Annotated in this window: 10 protein-coding genes and 3 pseudogenes; 5 read left to right on the forward strand and 8 right to left on the reverse strand. The window is 58.1% G+C overall.

The features are described 5' to 3' along the window. Positions 1 to 10 precede the first annotated feature (10 nt). Complete coding sequence (locus I9H09_RS22850; protein ID WP_236502623.1) at positions 11 to 907, forward strand: hypothetical protein; 897 nt, start codon at positions 11 to 13, stop codon at positions 905 to 907. On the opposite strand, the gene I9H09_RS22855 is transcribed toward I9H09_RS22850, so the two are convergent. Beyond that, a protein-coding gene (locus I9H09_RS22855) for an IS3 family transposase (protein WP_122346372.1) occupies positions 900 to 2,062 on the reverse strand; the annotation gives its coding sequence in 2 pieces (ribosomal slippage) (positions 900 to 1,807 and positions 1,807 to 2,062; 1,164 coding nt in all). The two genes, I9H09_RS22850 and I9H09_RS22855, sit on opposite strands and share 8 nt — an antisense overlap. 632 nt (positions 2,063 to 2,694) lie before the next feature. Here I9H09_RS22855 and I9H09_RS22860 point away from each other — a divergent pair. Beyond that, positions 2,695 to 3,510 carry a formate/nitrite transporter family protein gene (locus I9H09_RS22860; RefSeq protein WP_024689707.1) on the forward strand — a complete coding sequence of 272 codons (816 nt, stop codon included), beginning with the start codon at positions 2,695 to 2,697 and terminating at the stop codon, positions 3,508 to 3,510. Between the two features lie 204 nt (positions 3,511 to 3,714). On the opposite strand, the pseudogene I9H09_RS22865 reads toward I9H09_RS22860, so the two are convergent. The 7 genes and pseudogenes from I9H09_RS22865 to I9H09_RS22895 all read right to left on the reverse strand — a co-directional run. Next, a pseudogene (locus tag I9H09_RS22865) lies at positions 3,715 to 3,891 on the reverse strand (LysE family transporter); the annotation flags it as partial. Continuing rightward, positions 3,849 to 4,123 (reverse strand): annotated as a pseudogene (locus I9H09_RS22870) (AraC family ligand binding domain-containing protein); the annotation flags it as partial. The pseudogenes I9H09_RS22870 and I9H09_RS22865, both read right to left, overlap by 43 nt. 98 nt (positions 4,124 to 4,221) lie before the next feature. Then, a pseudogene (locus tag I9H09_RS22875) lies at positions 4,222 to 4,852 on the reverse strand (4'-phosphopantetheinyl transferase family protein). Continuing rightward, entirely contained in the window at positions 4,849 to 8,883 is a 4,035-nt protein-coding gene (locus tag I9H09_RS22880; RefSeq protein ID WP_122346520.1) for a Pls/PosA family non-ribosomal peptide synthetase, read from the reverse strand. The pseudogene I9H09_RS22875 and the gene I9H09_RS22880 overlap by 4 nt, the downstream one beginning before the upstream one ends. Before the next feature lie 243 nt (positions 8,884 to 9,126). Further along, on the reverse strand, positions 9,127 to 9,636 hold the full coding sequence (locus tag I9H09_RS22885) for a GNAT family N-acetyltransferase (RefSeq protein ID WP_122312029.1): 510 nt from the start codon (positions 9,634 to 9,636) through the stop codon (positions 9,127 to 9,129). Between the two features lie 46 nt (positions 9,637 to 9,682). Beyond that, positions 9,683 to 10,912, reverse strand: a complete 1,230-nt coding sequence (locus I9H09_RS22890; RefSeq protein ID WP_122346519.1) for a type II toxin-antitoxin system HipA family toxin — start codon at positions 10,910 to 10,912, stop codon at positions 9,683 to 9,685. Beyond that, positions 10,912 to 11,235: a helix-turn-helix domain-containing protein gene (locus I9H09_RS22895; RefSeq protein ID WP_005896527.1), complete on the reverse strand. Its 324-nt coding sequence runs from the start codon at positions 11,233 to 11,235 to the stop codon at positions 10,912 to 10,914. Before I9H09_RS22895 ends, I9H09_RS22890 begins: the two co-directional genes overlap by 1 nt. A 308-nt stretch (positions 11,236 to 11,543) precedes the next feature. Here I9H09_RS22895 and I9H09_RS22900 point away from each other — a divergent pair, with 308 nt between their 5' ends. The 3 genes from I9H09_RS22900 (at position 11,544) to I9H09_RS22910 (ending at position 14,917) form a co-directional block, all read left to right on the forward strand. Next, positions 11,544 to 12,614: an FUSC family protein gene (locus I9H09_RS22900; protein WP_005896525.1), complete on the forward strand. Its 1,071-nt coding sequence runs from the start codon at positions 11,544 to 11,546 to the stop codon at positions 12,612 to 12,614. A gap of 11 nt (positions 12,615 to 12,625) precedes the next feature. Then, the gene (locus I9H09_RS22905; protein WP_005896523.1) at positions 12,626 to 13,087 is read left to right on the forward strand and encodes an Lrp/AsnC family transcriptional regulator; all 462 of its coding nucleotides are present in this window, start codon (positions 12,626 to 12,628) and stop codon (positions 13,085 to 13,087) included. A 150-nt stretch (positions 13,088 to 13,237) separates the two neighbouring features. After that, positions 13,238 to 14,917 carry a flavin monoamine oxidase family protein gene (locus tag I9H09_RS22910; protein WP_122312030.1) on the forward strand — a complete coding sequence of 560 codons (1,680 nt, stop codon included), beginning with the start codon at positions 13,238 to 13,240 and terminating at the stop codon, positions 14,915 to 14,917. Positions 14,918 to 14,931: the final 14 nt, after the last annotated feature.

A 14,931-nucleotide genomic window follows, 5' to 3' on the forward strand; every position in this document is an offset into this window, starting at 1 on the left:
CCCACGATCCATGTTTCCGTACATAGCTGCATATCTGCTTTTCGCCGCAGTCCTCGCCATTTTCGACCATTTAAGCGACAGGCCACTGTTCGTCCGCTCTCACTCGAAACATTTTCCTTGGAAGCTAAACTACAGCTTCCGCTGGTGGGGGGCGCAGGAATGGTGGGCAGCAGTGACCGTAATATCTATGTGCGCCCTACTGTTCCTGTTGTTCTGGTATTGCGTTGGGGGCACGCTCAAGCGCGATGCGGGCCAGCTGTTGTACGTGCCAATTGCCCTCGGATCGACTGTAATTGCTACGCGTCACTTTAGAATCATTGAACAATTTAGAGCCAACGCTTGGTGGATCACTTTGCTAGTCGCCCTGCCAACGATCGGTCTAGGAATCTTTGCCAGCGCACATGCTGACTCCTACATTCTCAACCTCACACGAGTTGACGCCTCAAAATTTCCGCTTGCCCAAAAAGCGCTGGCCAGCCTAATGCTTGTGAGCCTATGGGTTTTCATAGGCGTTGTTTTACTGAATGTTGTCGTTTTTCTTGCCTCAATCCTTATCGCTTCGAAGACACCTACCTTCATCGGGTCGGCGAAGCTTGACCCAGTCAAATCTATGGCATGGAAAAAACATACACCCGGAAGAGTGGATAATAGAAAGCGGATAATGCTCATCATCATCTTTGGAGGATCCACCACCACAGCAACAATCGCCATGAGTTTTCTCGATTACATTGGGCGCCATGCCGAGGGAGCTCTTCAGGAGACACTGATCTTTTCATCTTTTCACCTTCATCCCAGAGACTGTGGGATTCCTGGCTGGACGCCCGAAACCTGGGTAGCACTGATCGATGACAGTCAGGCAGTCTTGGCCGAAAAAACTACTAAAGGTTACTCTGTAGTGGTCAACTGATCCCGGACACGACGTTAAGTTTTTTCTCGTACTGAGCGGGTGCCAGTCCATTATTGAACTGGTGTGGCCGAACCCAGTTGTAGCGATGCATCAGATAATGACTGATATCCCGCTGTGCCTCTTGGGCCGTCATGTAGCCCACGGCGGGTATCCACTCGGTTTTCAAGCTGCGGAATACACGCTCCATCGGCGAGTTGTCGTAGCAATTACCTCGGCGACTCATGCTCTGGCGCATGCGGTATCGCCAAAGCCGCTGGCGAAACTGTCGGCTCCCATATTGGGAGCCCTGATCTGAGTGAAACAGCAGGCCCTGAGGCTTGCCGCGTTGCTCATAAGCCATGTCCAGCGCCTTGATGACCAAGTCCGTGTCCGGTTTGTTTGAAAACGCCCAGCCCACCACCCGACGCGCATAAAGATCCATAACCACCGCCAGGTAATGCCATTTTCCTTGCGCCCAGATGTAGGTGATGTCGCCACACCAAACCTGATTGGGCGCGGGTACATCGAACTGCCGATTCAAAATGTTCGGAATGTCAGGCCTCTCCACTGTTGCTTTTTTATAAGCATGAGAGCCAGGTTGCTTGCTGATTAATCCCAGTTCCCGCATCAGGCCACGTACCTTGAACCGGCCAATTTGCTCGCCATCTTCCTGCAATACCGAAACGATACTGCGGCTGCCAGCAGCGCTTCGACTTTGCCCGAACAGCTCATTGACTCGACTGAGTAAACGAACCCGCTCGGTGTCTGGAGCCCGACGCCGCTGGCAATGGTCGTAGTAGCACGAGCGAGGTGTCTCGAACATCTCGCACAGCAATTCGATCGGCTCATGGGCACCTAGCTGATCGATCAGCGCAAGCGCTCGTGTTCTTCCGACATCAAGAGCGCGGTAGCCTTTTTTAAAATGGATTTCTCCCGCTCAAGACGAGCGATGCGCGCTTCCAGCTCCTGAATTTTCTGCTGCTCGGGCGTCAGGGCTTTGCTCTGAGGCGTCACGCCATTGCGCTCCTGCTGGAGCTGGCTAACCCAGCGACGCAGCGCAGACTCGACCACTCCAAGCGAGCGAGAAGCTTCGACATGGCTATAACCTTGATCGAGCACGAGGCCTGCGGCCTCACGTTTGAATTCAGCGGAGAAGGTACGGCGTTGCTTGGTCATCAGACACCTCTATATCTGGCGATATTCTCGCCTAAATGAGTGTCCGGAATCATTAGACCACTACATCTTGTTTTTACTGATGAGTAAGGGTAGTTCGTACGCACCCTGGCAGGGTGAGCCTCAGAGCTTTCCGGTGTTGGACCATGAGATTCTGGCTGGCTCTGAGGTTGAGTCGATGATGATTGCGCCGCCTTTCCAGCGCCTTCATTCGAAATGCTCGGCAAAGGACCGGTTACACCAGCGTTATGGATTTTCATCTCACCCTCAACGAATCGAATACTTTAACCATGTTCGCTAAGTCGTCACCTGGTCCGGGTTGGTTCCTCCCAAGCAGGTCCGCTCATCCAGGCTGTGGCCGCTGATGCGAAACCAATTGGCTTTCCGAGGTTGCAATGACTCAGGCTATTGCGCACTCGAGACAGAAACTAGCTAACCTCACCGACCTCGCCTCACCGTGAGCCTGAGCCCCACAGAACCCTCCTGCCTCATTGACCCTCTCAATCAGCCGATCAAAACATCCGATTAGCCATTTTCCGAAACATTCCGTAACGTCATGGGCCGGTGCGACAGATGCGCGCACCGCCTGAGCTTTTAGTCCGCATGCTCAGCCCACGACCACGCACGAGCCCACCATGTCTTTGAACACCCCGCAGCAAATCGCTGAAATTGCCGTTGAAAGCGGCGTCAAGAAGGCTCACTTGAGCTTGTCGTCGTTAATGATCCTGGGCTTTCTGGCGGGGGCTTTCATTGCCCTCGGGTTTCTCCTCGATATTCATGTCAGCACCATGATCCCTCACGAGTGGGCTTCGCTGGGCAATCTGCTTGGCGCCGTGGTATTCCCGGTCGGGCTGATTCTGGTGGTGCTGGCCGGCGGCGAGTTGCTGACTGGCAATATGATGAGCCTGCCAATGGCGCTGTTCGCCGGGCGTATCGGCCTGGGTCAGTTGGTGCGTAACTGGCTGCTGGTGACCTTGGCCAATCTGATTGGCGCACTGTTCGTCGCCTATTGTTTCGGCCATGTGGTGGGCCTGACTGAAGGCGCCTTCATGGCCAAGACCGTGGCCATCGCCAATGCCAAGGTGGGGGCCAGTTTCGAACAGGCTTTTATCTCCGGCATTGGCTGCAATTGGCTGGTTTGCCTGGCGGTATGGCTCAGCTACGCGAGCAAGGACGTGATCGGTAAAGTGGTCGGCATGTGGTTTCCGGTGATGGCATTCGTCGCAATCGGCTTTCAGCACATCGTCGCCAACATGTTCGTCATCCCTGCGGCGATCTTTGCCGGAGCCCTGAGCTGGGCACAGTTCGGCGACAATTTCGTTCCGGTATTTTTGGGTAACGCAGTGGGCGGCGCGGTGTTCGTCGGCCTGGCCTATCATTTGGCTTTTTTCAATGCGGCAAACCGGCCTGCTGAGCTGTCCAGCACCAGTGGCGCGCAAACCCCGGAATAATCTGACGCCCTACAGGCTCTGCGACGATAAGAGATGACGATCGCAGAGCGAAAAAACTCATAGAACAAAGAGCTGCTGGCTGCTCGACACGATCGGCTTTGAAATGAAGCCGACTCCTCGTATGTCACTGCCAACCGGCGCTTACCCAAGCCCCCCACCCCCCACTTTCACACACTGTCCATAAAACCGATCCACGCTGCCAAATGAGTAGCTGACACCCATGCCGACGAGCAGCACCAACAGTGAAGCACCGGTGCAGGTGCCCAGAATCAAAGGTACGACGGCGCGCCAGCCGAAGCGGGCACTGTTGCTTAATACCAGGATATTGGTGGGGCCGGGGGTGATCGAGGCAGCATCTGATAAGTAAAGCCTTCGGCGCACGGAGCATTGCCATAATGGATTTCATCCGGCTCCAGTGTGAACACCCGCCCAAGCGTGCTGGCATGACGCTGACGGCTGCAATTGAACTGCTGAACACACCTTGCCGGGTAACGCCTACCAAATAGCTGTCGTGCCAGTGGGGATCGTAAGCATGGCCCTGAAAGGGCGCGTGCAGGGTTTCGATGCCTGTATCAAGGTCGCGAGCGAGGTCTATCCAGTGTGTGGAAGGCATAAAACACCTGAATCGATGAAAGCGATTGGTTATCGCTGACGTCAGGAGGTGAGTCTAGAACATTCGTGTACTTATCTTCGATTGGCAGCAAGCATCAATCAAGGTGGCGTGCGCCGCTCAGCTGATTCAGGTATTCCATCAAACCGGACTCAACGCCACCACGCCAACCAACCCGTCCCCCAACTCAACTTCGGCACCCACTCCCTGCAACCCATCCACTGCCGTCCATTCCTCAAGCGCCAATCCATGCAACTTCAAGAACGCTTCGCGCCTGCACCATGCCTTGGTAAAGGCCACCGGACGCGACGAGTCGGGCATGCCTGACAGCACACTGGCAACATCAGCCCCCAGATAATCCTGCGCGACAACATGCCAGTCCGGCACAGCCTGAACCTGCATCACGTCCACGCCCACTGCGCCACGGAGATTGACGGCAGCCAGCGAGAATCCAGCTTCATGGCTGATGGAAAAACCAGGCTCTGACAGCCTGTCGATAAGCAATCGAGGTGCGACACCTGGGGCGCTGATGAACGTAATTGCCTCGGCTGGCAAGCCGAGCCATTGAGTCACGGCATTACGCACGCAGCTGCGAATGCTATCTCGCGCCTCTGCTCTGGTGGTGCCCGTTCTGATTGCGCAGCTCACCAGTAATATCCCGTCATGCGGGAATGGCTTGCGAAAGGCGAGCCGGCCATCCTCGTCGAATGCCCAGATCGCCCCGAGGCTCATGCCCTGTCAGGTGCAGCAGGGCATCCGGCCCAGCGGCTGGCGGCGGGGATGTGTTCGCCTTTCATGACCAGGGTCAGCGAGCCGAGGTGCGCATCGTCGCCCACTGCGGCACTGTAGAGCACGGAGCTGCGTGGCCCCATGTAGACGCGTTCGCCGATGATCACCTGGTCAATTTTCATTATTCGGTCTTCGAACAGGTGGGTTTGCGGGCAGGCCCCGGCGTTCAGTTCGCTGTGCGCGCCGATGCGCACGCAGTCAAATTCGGTGATGTCGGTGGTGTCCATGTACACACCGCGGCCAATCTTGCAGCCGAGCATGTTGAAGGCCAGTGGCAACCAGGGCGTGCCACGCAGGTAGCGCATGAAATTCGGCGCGGCCATGCCCTCATAGAGGCTGGTGATGCCTTCTGAAAACCACACAAACGGTGTCCACATCGGATCTGCGCGTTTGCGGTAGCGACCGATGACCAGCCATTTCATGGCAGCGATGAACAGAAAGTTACCCGCGCTGTAGCTCAGGCCAATCAGCGCCAGGTAGCCCAGCACGGCACCCCAGCGGTCGTCTTCGGCCAGCGGCATGAGGTCGAGCATGACGGTGTAGCCGACTGCGATGACCACTGCGTGCGGGGTGACGATGCGCACGGCTTCGACCAGGCCTCGGGCCAGACGGCGCAATGTCGACGGCTTGAAGGTCAGCGATTCTGGCGCACCGCTTGACTGTTCCCGGGCAGGCAGATTGATCGGTGGCGAGCCCAGCCAGGTATCGCCGTCGGTAATTTCGTCGTTGCGCGGCGCGCAGGAGTGAACGCCGATCAGGACGTTTTCTGGCAGTACCGTGCCGTCCGGGATGTAACTGCCATTGCCGACAAAGCTGCGATTGGAAATGGACGTCGGCTGCAAGGTCATCCAGCCGCCATCGATACGCTCGTCACCGAGCATCACCGCATCAGCGATAAAGGTTTCGTCACCCAGCGTGAGCATGTCGGGGATGACGCCCTGAGCGCTGGAAATCTCCGCGTCGCGGCCGACTTTCGCGCCAAGCAGCCTGTACCAGAATGGCGAATACACCGTGGCGTAAATGCCGGACAGCACGTTCAGGCTCGCCTCCTGGATCTGGCTGATCAGCCACTTGGCGCAATAGGTGTTGCTGTGGACGGCGTAACGGCCAGGCAGGAGACGTGGGAAAACAGCCCAGCGCAAGGCGGCAGAGGCCAGCACGGTAGCGACGATCAACACGGCACTGGCCGGGAAGGCGAGGAGGAAATAGCGGGCGAGTTGCCCCGCCACCCCGCTCCCCTCGAACCCAGGCAGAACGTGTTGGGCATCGAACCAGTCAATCAGGAAAAAGGTCGGGAACACCGGAATGAAAAACAGCGTGGCGATCAACAAAACGCCCAGGCAGAAGAACAGCTTTTCTGTACGCAGGCGCGCACGGCTGACCACAGGGCGTGCAGGCTGACTGCGAATATCAAAGGCACCGACATCCCGCGCAGGCGAACCCTGCCAGATGCGGCCGGCCGGGACTTTGCGACCTTCCGCCAACGCAGACTGGGCTTCCAGATGCCCCCACGGCGCGACAGCGGTATTGCCTTCCATGATCACGTAAGAGCCGACGCATGCGTTGTCTTGTAACGCGATAGTTCCCAAGTGCAGCTCGCCCCGCTCGACGCGCGCGTTCTCGAGGCTGACACCGTTGCCGATGCTGACGTTGTCGCCTATCTGTAGAAGGTCAGGAGCCCTGACCGTGGTGCCGCCGATCACCACTTCCTGACCGATCTTCGCGCCCAAGGCCCTTAGCCACATGGGATAAAGCGAAGAACCACTCAGCAGATAGACCGGTGCTGACTCGACCACGCGGTCGGCGGCCCACCAGCGGAAGTAGGTGACGCCCCACAACGGATAAACGCCGGGTTTCAAACGTCCGGCAATCAGCCATTTGCCCGCAATCGCGATAAAAAATTGCAGCACGGTGGCGAACAGGAATACCGAAACAGACGCGATGGTCGCCAGTGCAATGGAGTCTCCGGGCGAGCCGGTGAGCAAGTGATAGGTAAAAAAGGGTGCAAGCCACTGGGTCATTCGCAGGCTGACCATTACCGGCAACGCCAGCGCCTGCGCAACGCCGCAACGCCAGCGCCGCCAGGCTGAAGGTGGTGTCCAGTCGTCCGCAGCAGGCGTTTCCTGGCGCGCCAGATCAAGCACCTCGGCAATCGCGCCGACACGCCGTTGCTGGTAGATGTCGCGCACAGTGATCTGATCGAAACGAGGATTGGCACGCAAGGCCGACGCCAGACGTGCAGCGAAGAAAGAGTGCCCGCCCAGATCGGTAAAAAAATCGGCGTCACGGCGGATCGGCATGCCTGGAAAGAGCGTCGCCAAGGCTTCGAACAGTGCGGCTTCGCCTTCAGTTTCCGGCACATCGGATTCGGCACTGCCGACACTGAGCGCAAGCGGGCGGGCCTTGAGCGCCTTGCGGTCGATTTTGCCAGAGGTCAGGCGCGGCATGCTGTCGAGCACTTCAAAATGCCCCGGCACCATGTAGGGCGGCAGTTGCTTTTGCAAAACCTTGCGCAGCTGGCTCGTGAAAGCGGGAGTAACTTCGCTGTCGCATACGAGGTAGGCAATCAGTTGATCGACGCCGTTTTCGTGACGCAGCAGCACGGCAGTGGTGCCGACACCGGGCTGTTGCGCCAGCAAGGCTTCGATCTCGCCCAGCTCCACACGAAAGCCACGAATCTTCACCTGATCGTCCGCGCGTCCGAGGCATTGCACCTGCCCTTCGGCGTCGATGCGCGCCAGGTCGCCGGTGCGGTACAGGCGTGCGTCGTGATAACCGGTGGACCACGGGTTAGGCAGAAATTTCTCTTGGGTCAGGTCAGGTCGGCCAAGATAACCTTCGGCCACACCGGGGCCAATGATGCACAGCTCGCCCACTTCGCCAATTGGCAGAAGAGTGGGCGCCACCTGGCTCCCGACCGCGGGGTCATTGGCGATCACCAACAGCCCGTAATTGGGCAGCGGCGTACCGATGGTCACCGGCCTGCCACGCGACAACGCCGCCAGACTGGCCGACACCGTGGCTTCCGTAGGTCCGTATGTATTGAACATCTGCCGCTCTGGCGTGGCCCAGCGCTCGACCAGCGAGTCGGGGCACATTTCGCCGCCCAGATTGATCAGGCGCAAACTCGGTACATCTTCACTGAACAGCGCCAGCAAGGTGGGCACCGCATGCAACACGCTGATTCGCTGCTCGTTCAGCAGTCGCGGCAGGATTTCGGGGTCGCCACTGGTTTCCTTCGGGCCGATCCACAGCGTCGCCCCTACCAGATAGGCGATCCAGATTTCTTCGAAGGACATGTCGAACGCGACCGAAAAGCCCTGATAAACCCGGTCGCTGGAACGTATTCCCAGGATCGCGTTTTCGCTGCGCAAAAAATGGCAGATGCTGCGCTGAGAAATCACGATGCCCTTGGGCTTGCCGGTCGAACCCGAGGTGTAGATCACGTAGGCAGGATGATCCGGCGAAACACCGCTGCGGCGAACCGGGGCCGTATAGCTCTGCATCAACAGCACTTCGGCGGTCCAGACCGTCAGCCCGGTATGCGCCAGCAGCGGTCTCAGCGTTTCACAGCACACCACACCCACTGCATCGGCGTCTTCCAGACAAATCTGCAGACGTTCGACCGGCGTATCCTGATCCAGTGGCAGCCAGGCCGCGCCGGTCTTGGCAATGCCGGCCTGCATGACCAGAAGTTCGATGCCGCGCGGCAACCACAGACCGACGATCTGCCCCGGCCGCACGCCGGCTTCAATCAGGGCGGACGCTACCTGATCTGCCTGTCGATCAAGCTCTCTGTAACTGACCTGTCGCTCGCCAAAGATCAATGCCACGTGTTCAGGATCGCGTTGCGCGCTGGCCTCCAGCAGGTCGGCCAATACTTCTTCACGTAACAATTGGGGTTGAATCGGACCGTAAATCACATTCGCCGACGGTTCGTTCCGGTAAGGCTGGAGCAGGTTCAGGTTATTCATGGCAGCAAATAGTCGCTCGTCAGAAAGGAGAAGCCTGATATTTTTTCGTTATGGGTTCAGAGCCGGTCCATCAGCGAGTGGCATGCAGTGTGTAGTGGCAAAGCGTCCACAATATTTCTGTCTGGATACATTTTGACTGGAGCATCGCAGCTCTCACCGAAGCGAAAGAACGGGCTGGCAGAGCGAATATGGCAAAGGCTGGCTGTACAAATGTTGAACAATGGACCGAAGGCAAATGGCTGATCAGTGATGACAGCAGCGCCAGAGGGTTTCACGCGTCGCCGGATCGAGCATCAGCGACTGACGCTCTACAACAGCCTTCAGCCCCGCGCCCATTTGGGCCTCAGGCATAGGGATGAAGCCGTGCTTTCGAAACCAGGGTCCATTCCAGAGAGGTGCGCGGAAGGTGGTCAGGCTTAGTGCCTGCACCTGAAGGACCTGCGCCCAGGCTTGGACAGCCTCCAGCAAAGCCGTGCCCACGCCGTGGCCTGAGGCACGCGGATCAACAGAGATATTGTCCAGATACAAAAGTCCGTCGAGAGGCCGCATGGCCGCAAAGCCGATAACCTGCTGACATTCCCGGTCCACAGCAACCACGACACGGCAGGCTTTGAATCTGTCTGCGCTTAGCGCAGGCGTATCGGCGACGTACGCCAGCGAAGGAATGGTTTTATAGCTAACACGGGCCTGCGCCGAAATACGTATCAAATCCGGCAGATCGCAGTCTTGCGACAGACGCAGTTCAAACGTCATCGGGGGCCTCCCTGATCGTTATGTCCCCATGCACAACCGCTCGACGTCATTGTTGCAAGAGACGTGTACCACTGGTCGCCTGTACCGCAGCATCCAGTTCCGCGCCAACAAGAAACTGACTGTAGTAGTCATGCAGCTCGGCTTCCCAACCGGCCACTTCATCCAATACCGCTTCCGCCTCTGACTTGGTCAGCGCGAAGTGGAGGTGCTGGCTCAACAGGTTGCCTCGATTGAGACGCGGCCCTTCGATACCCACTGACATGGCCAGCGATTGTGCGGGGCCTTCGTCCAGAATCGGCAGCACGTCGTACATGGGCGACAGGCGCCATGCTCCGTCTATCCAGATAACGGCATGGTTGCGAGGGTGGTCATCGGCGTTACCGACTAATACGTTGTAGGCCATGCGCCGATACAACTCTTGCCTGTCCTGATCCGGGGCGCCTCGACGATAAAGCTCGTCGGCGAGCGCCGCATACTGCCAGTCCGGGTGACTTCGTGCCTTCCACTCTGCATCCAGCAGGGTCAGCCCGCTGAGCATCGGCAGGCGCCGGAAACGACCCGTCAGCTCATCAAATGCCCGATCAAAGCGTTCGACCAGAAGCGTATTGATTCTTTCGCTGCGATACAGCGATGTTCTGGCAGTTTCTAGCCCTTTGAGCCCTGCGAACGTCATGCAGGCATGTTCCACAGACGGCAGATCATAGTGATCGAATTTGTCGCGCGGCTTGGCAAGGATCAGCTTCTTGTCGAACAGATAAGTGCGCTTTGGACGAGCGCCACCTGCCGAAGATCGCTGATCCCTGACCTTCAGGGCCTTAAGCTGTTCAGCACCCAACTGGCTGTCGTAAATCGCTTCGCAAGCGTCGATGAAGTGATCAAGACCTTTGGCATGCAGAGCCTTGGAAGGCGTATGGCCCAGTCCGTCCTGCGGCACGCGTGCCGTGCCGGCCATAATGTTGCCCGCTCTGTCACCATTGGGAGACTTGAGCAGAAGCTGGATCGAGTCCAGTGGGCCTTTTTCGACCCGATGCAACAGCCGCTCCCCCCAGCCATCAGGCATTGCGTCGTCAATAAAGCCGGGAACGCCGCCGTTTTTCGTCACCGTATAAAAACGTGCAGACAGTGGATACCTGACAGCATCGGGCACCCAGATTTTCTCCTGCACCGCATCAGGTGAATACTGAAAAGTCCCGACCCCGGCCTGAATCGTCAGTTTGCCCAGCGTAAGTGTTTGTCCGCTGACAGGGCACTCCATATAGATGTAAGCCTGAGCCATCAGAAGTCCTCCGGCTTGTTCCGGGGCAGGCGGACGCGCTTGCGATCAGCAGCTTCAAGCTGTTCGACGGTGAACGACTCGTCATCACGCAGCCCCTGAAAGAGGCGCTCTGACACACCCAGGCTCCAGACCACCAGCATGAAGTCGCGCAGCGATACGCCGTCGGCGCTGCCCGCCTCAATGCGGCGAAGCGTACGCAAGGAAATGCCCAGACGCTCGACAAGATCGGTTTGACGAACGTCCTGCTGCAGCCTGGCCTGCTTTACCAGCAAGGCAATTCGCAAAAGCGTGTCGGTGCATTGAACAGGGAAAAAGGCCTTCATCAGCAGTTACCAGTGAGCAGGCGCGAGAATCATGGATGCACAAAGTAGCACATACAAGGACATGAATGAATAAATAAGAGAGCACTTAATGATACTTTATACCGAATAAAGCATCATCTTGAGATACCTTAAATTTCCATTAAACGACGTGTTCGAATACTCATGGTGCTGCTTCCACCCCAAAAGCAGCTAATGCTGCGCCTGTTTGCCGACAACAAACACCACCCATTTCCTGTCAAATGTGGCTTACTTGACTTCATCATCATCCAATCAGGGATTTCTTCCCTACCCTCGCGGTCTCTTTACGCATGACGAACTCGCGCTCTGCTTTCATACCCTCCTGGCTTCGCCCTGTTCTGCGTCCTTTGCTGGACCCGTATCGCCGTTATCGGCATGCGCGACTGATCCACGCTGCGCGAATCGCGGTGGGGTTGCTGGTGACCATCCTGTTGACCACAGGCCTCAATCTGCCGCACGGCGAATGGGCGTCGGTCACGATGCTGATCGTGATCGGTGGCTTGCAGCACCACGGCAACATCGGCAAGAAGTCGGTCGAGCGTGCCTACGGGACACTGATCGGGGCCGGGCTGGGTTTGATCGTCGTGGTGCAGCAGGGCTATCTGGAAATGCCGCTGCTGACCTACGCCATGATGTCGGTGATGTGCGGTTTCTTTGCGTACCACGCCATCGGCAAAGGTGGCTACACAGCGCTGCTTTCAGCGATCACGCTGTTTATCGTGGCCGGGCATGGTTACAACCCGATCAGCGACGGCCTGTGGCGAACCGTGGACATCCTGATCGGTATCGCGCTGGCGCTGGCGTTTTCCTTCGCCCTGCCCCTTTATGCAGTGTTCTCCTGGCGCTACAACCTGGCCAGCGGCCTGCGCGACTGTGCCAAGGTGTATGGGCGCATCGTGCAAGGCCAGCCGGTAGCCGCTGACGAACATCTGAAGCTAACGGCCAGGCTCAACGGCACGATGCTGCAACTGCGTTCGCTGCTGCCGTCGGTTTCCAAGGAAGTGAAGATGTCGATGGTCGAGCTGGATGCGATTCAGGGCCATTTCCGCATGTGCCTGAGCACCCTCGAAATTCTGGCCAACATACGCCCGGCCAACCTGGATCAGGTCGCAGGCGAATCCTTCAAGACCTCGCTGGACAACGATTACCGCCAGATTCGCCGCCAGTTGATCGGCATGGCGCGGGCGCTGCAAACGGGCGCCACTGAACGCTTGGAACGCACCTCGGAAACCTCCCTTGCACAACCCGTCATACCTCCTGCCGAGCTGATGGGCTATCACTTGATGACCCAACAGCTGGCGCAGAACCTGGACGGCTTGCAAGCGCGCCTGGCGAAGACCGCCAGACGCTGGAAGTTCTGAAGGAAATGCCCGTGCCCGACAGCCGTCAGCCAACACTGGATGAGATCGATCGAAAACTGATCGCTGCGCTGCAGATCAATGCCCGCGAAAGCGTCGCCACGCTGGCCCGCCAGTTGGGTATCGCCCGCACCACCGTGACGTCGCGGCTGGCCCGACTGGAAAGCAGCAAAGTGATTACCGGCTATGGCGTGCGCCTTGGTCAGCGTGTGGTGGATGGTGGCTTGCAGGCGTATGTCGGCATCACTGTGCAACCGCGCTCCGGCAAGGAAGTGCTGCGTCGGCTGAGCGCCATGGCTCAGGTTCAGCAGCTGTGTGCGGTCAGCGGCGAGTTCGATTACGTGGCCTGGTTGCGCACCGAGTCTCCCGAGCAACTGGATCAATTGCTGGACCTGATTGGCAGCGTGGACGGCGTTGAGAAAACCACCACATCGATCATTCTCAGCAGCAAGATAGACCGCGGGCAACCGGTCTGAACATCAGTTGAGCCTGTTCGACCAATCAAAATAACCAGCAGCCTCGTCGTTTAGCACAAACAAACAGCATTTCGACGACACTTTGCGTCTTATTAACGTGCGCGCCCTTCTCTAGACTGTTGTTTTCGCCGTTGCCCACCAAGGTCCGTCATGAAAACCAACCGTCACCCCGCCAACGGCAAAAAGCCGATCACGATGTTCGGCCCTGATTTTCCGTTTGCCTTCGATGACTGGATCGAGCATCCGAAAGGACTGGGCAGCATCCCGAGCGAAAACCACGGCGCAGAAGTCGCGATTATCGGCGCGGGTATAGCCGGTCTGGTAGCGGCTTACGAGTTGATGAAGATGGGCCTCAAGCCTGTGGTGTACGAGGCCTCCAAAATGGGCGGCCGCCTACGCTCGCAGGAGTTCGAAGGCGCCAAAGGCATCGTTGCCGAATTGGGCGGCATGCGCTTTCCGGTGTCATCGACAGCGTTCTTTCACTACGTCGACAAGTTGGGCCTTGAGTCCCGGCCCTTCCCCAACCCGCTGACTGCCGCGTCAGGCAGCACGGTCATCGACCTGGAAGGCACCACGTATTACGCCCAGATGCTCTCGGACCTGCCCGCGCTGTTTCAGGAAGTCGCCGATGCATGGGCCGATGCACTGGAAAGCGGCTCGCAGTTTGGCGATATCCAGCAGGCGATTCGTGACCGTGACGTGCCGCGTCTCAAGGAACTGTGGAACAAGCTGGTCCCTCTCTGGGACGACCGCACCTTCTATGACTTCGTCGCAACGTCCAAAGCGTTCGCCAAACTGTCGTTCTTTCACCGTGAGGTGTTCGGTCAGGTCGGGTTCGGTACGGGCGGCTGGGATTCGGATTTCCCCAATTCGATGCTGGAAATATTTCGCGTGGTGATGACCAACTGCGACGAGCACCAGCACCTGATCGTCGGCGGCGTGCAGCAAGTGCCGGTCGGGTTGTGGAGCCATGTGCCTGAGCATTGCGCTCACTGGCCGAAAGGCACCAGCCTGTCGTCGCTGCATCGCGGCGCACCGCGTCCCGGCGTGAAACGCATCGCGCGGGCCGAGGACGGGAGCTTCAGCGTTACCGACAACTGGGGTGACACCCGGCAATACGCCGCCGTGCTGACCACCTGCCAGAGCTGGCTGCTGACCACGCAGATCGAATGCGAGGAAACGCTGTTCTCGCAGAAGATGTGGATGGCACTGGACCGCACACGCTACATGCAGTCCTCCAAGACTTTCGTCATGGTCGACCGCCCGTTCTGGAAGGACAAGGACCCGGAAACCGGGCGCGACCTGATGAGCATGACCCTGACGGATCGCCTGACCCGTGGCACGTACCTGTTCGATAACGGCGATGACAAACCGGGTGTGATCTGCCTGTCTTATTCGTGGATGAGCGATGCGCTGAAGATGTTGCCGCAGCCTGTCGAAAAGCGCGTAAAGCTTGCGCTTGATGCACTGAAGAAGATCTACCCGAAAGTGGACATCGCCGCGCGGATCATTGGCGACCCAATTACCGTTTCGTGGGAGGCAGACCCACACTTCCTGGGCGCCTTCAAAGGTGCGCTGCCGGGCCATTACCGCTATAACCAGCGCATGTACGCGCACTTCATGCAGCAGGACATGCCCAGCGAACAGCGTGGGATGTTCATCGCCGGTGACGACGTGTCCTGGACACCGGCCTGGGTGGAAGGCGCGGTACAGACTTCGCTGAACGCGGTGTGGGGCATCATGAACTACTTCGGCGGCAAGACCCACAAGGACAACCCCGGCCCGGGCGATGTGTTCAACGAAATCGGCCCGATCAAGCTGGCTGACTGACAAAAGGAAACGTC

It is taken from the genome of Pseudomonas tremae (genome assembly GCF_023278125.1).
Lineage (GTDB): Bacteria > Pseudomonadota > Gammaproteobacteria > Pseudomonadales > Pseudomonadaceae > Aquipseudomonas > Aquipseudomonas tremae.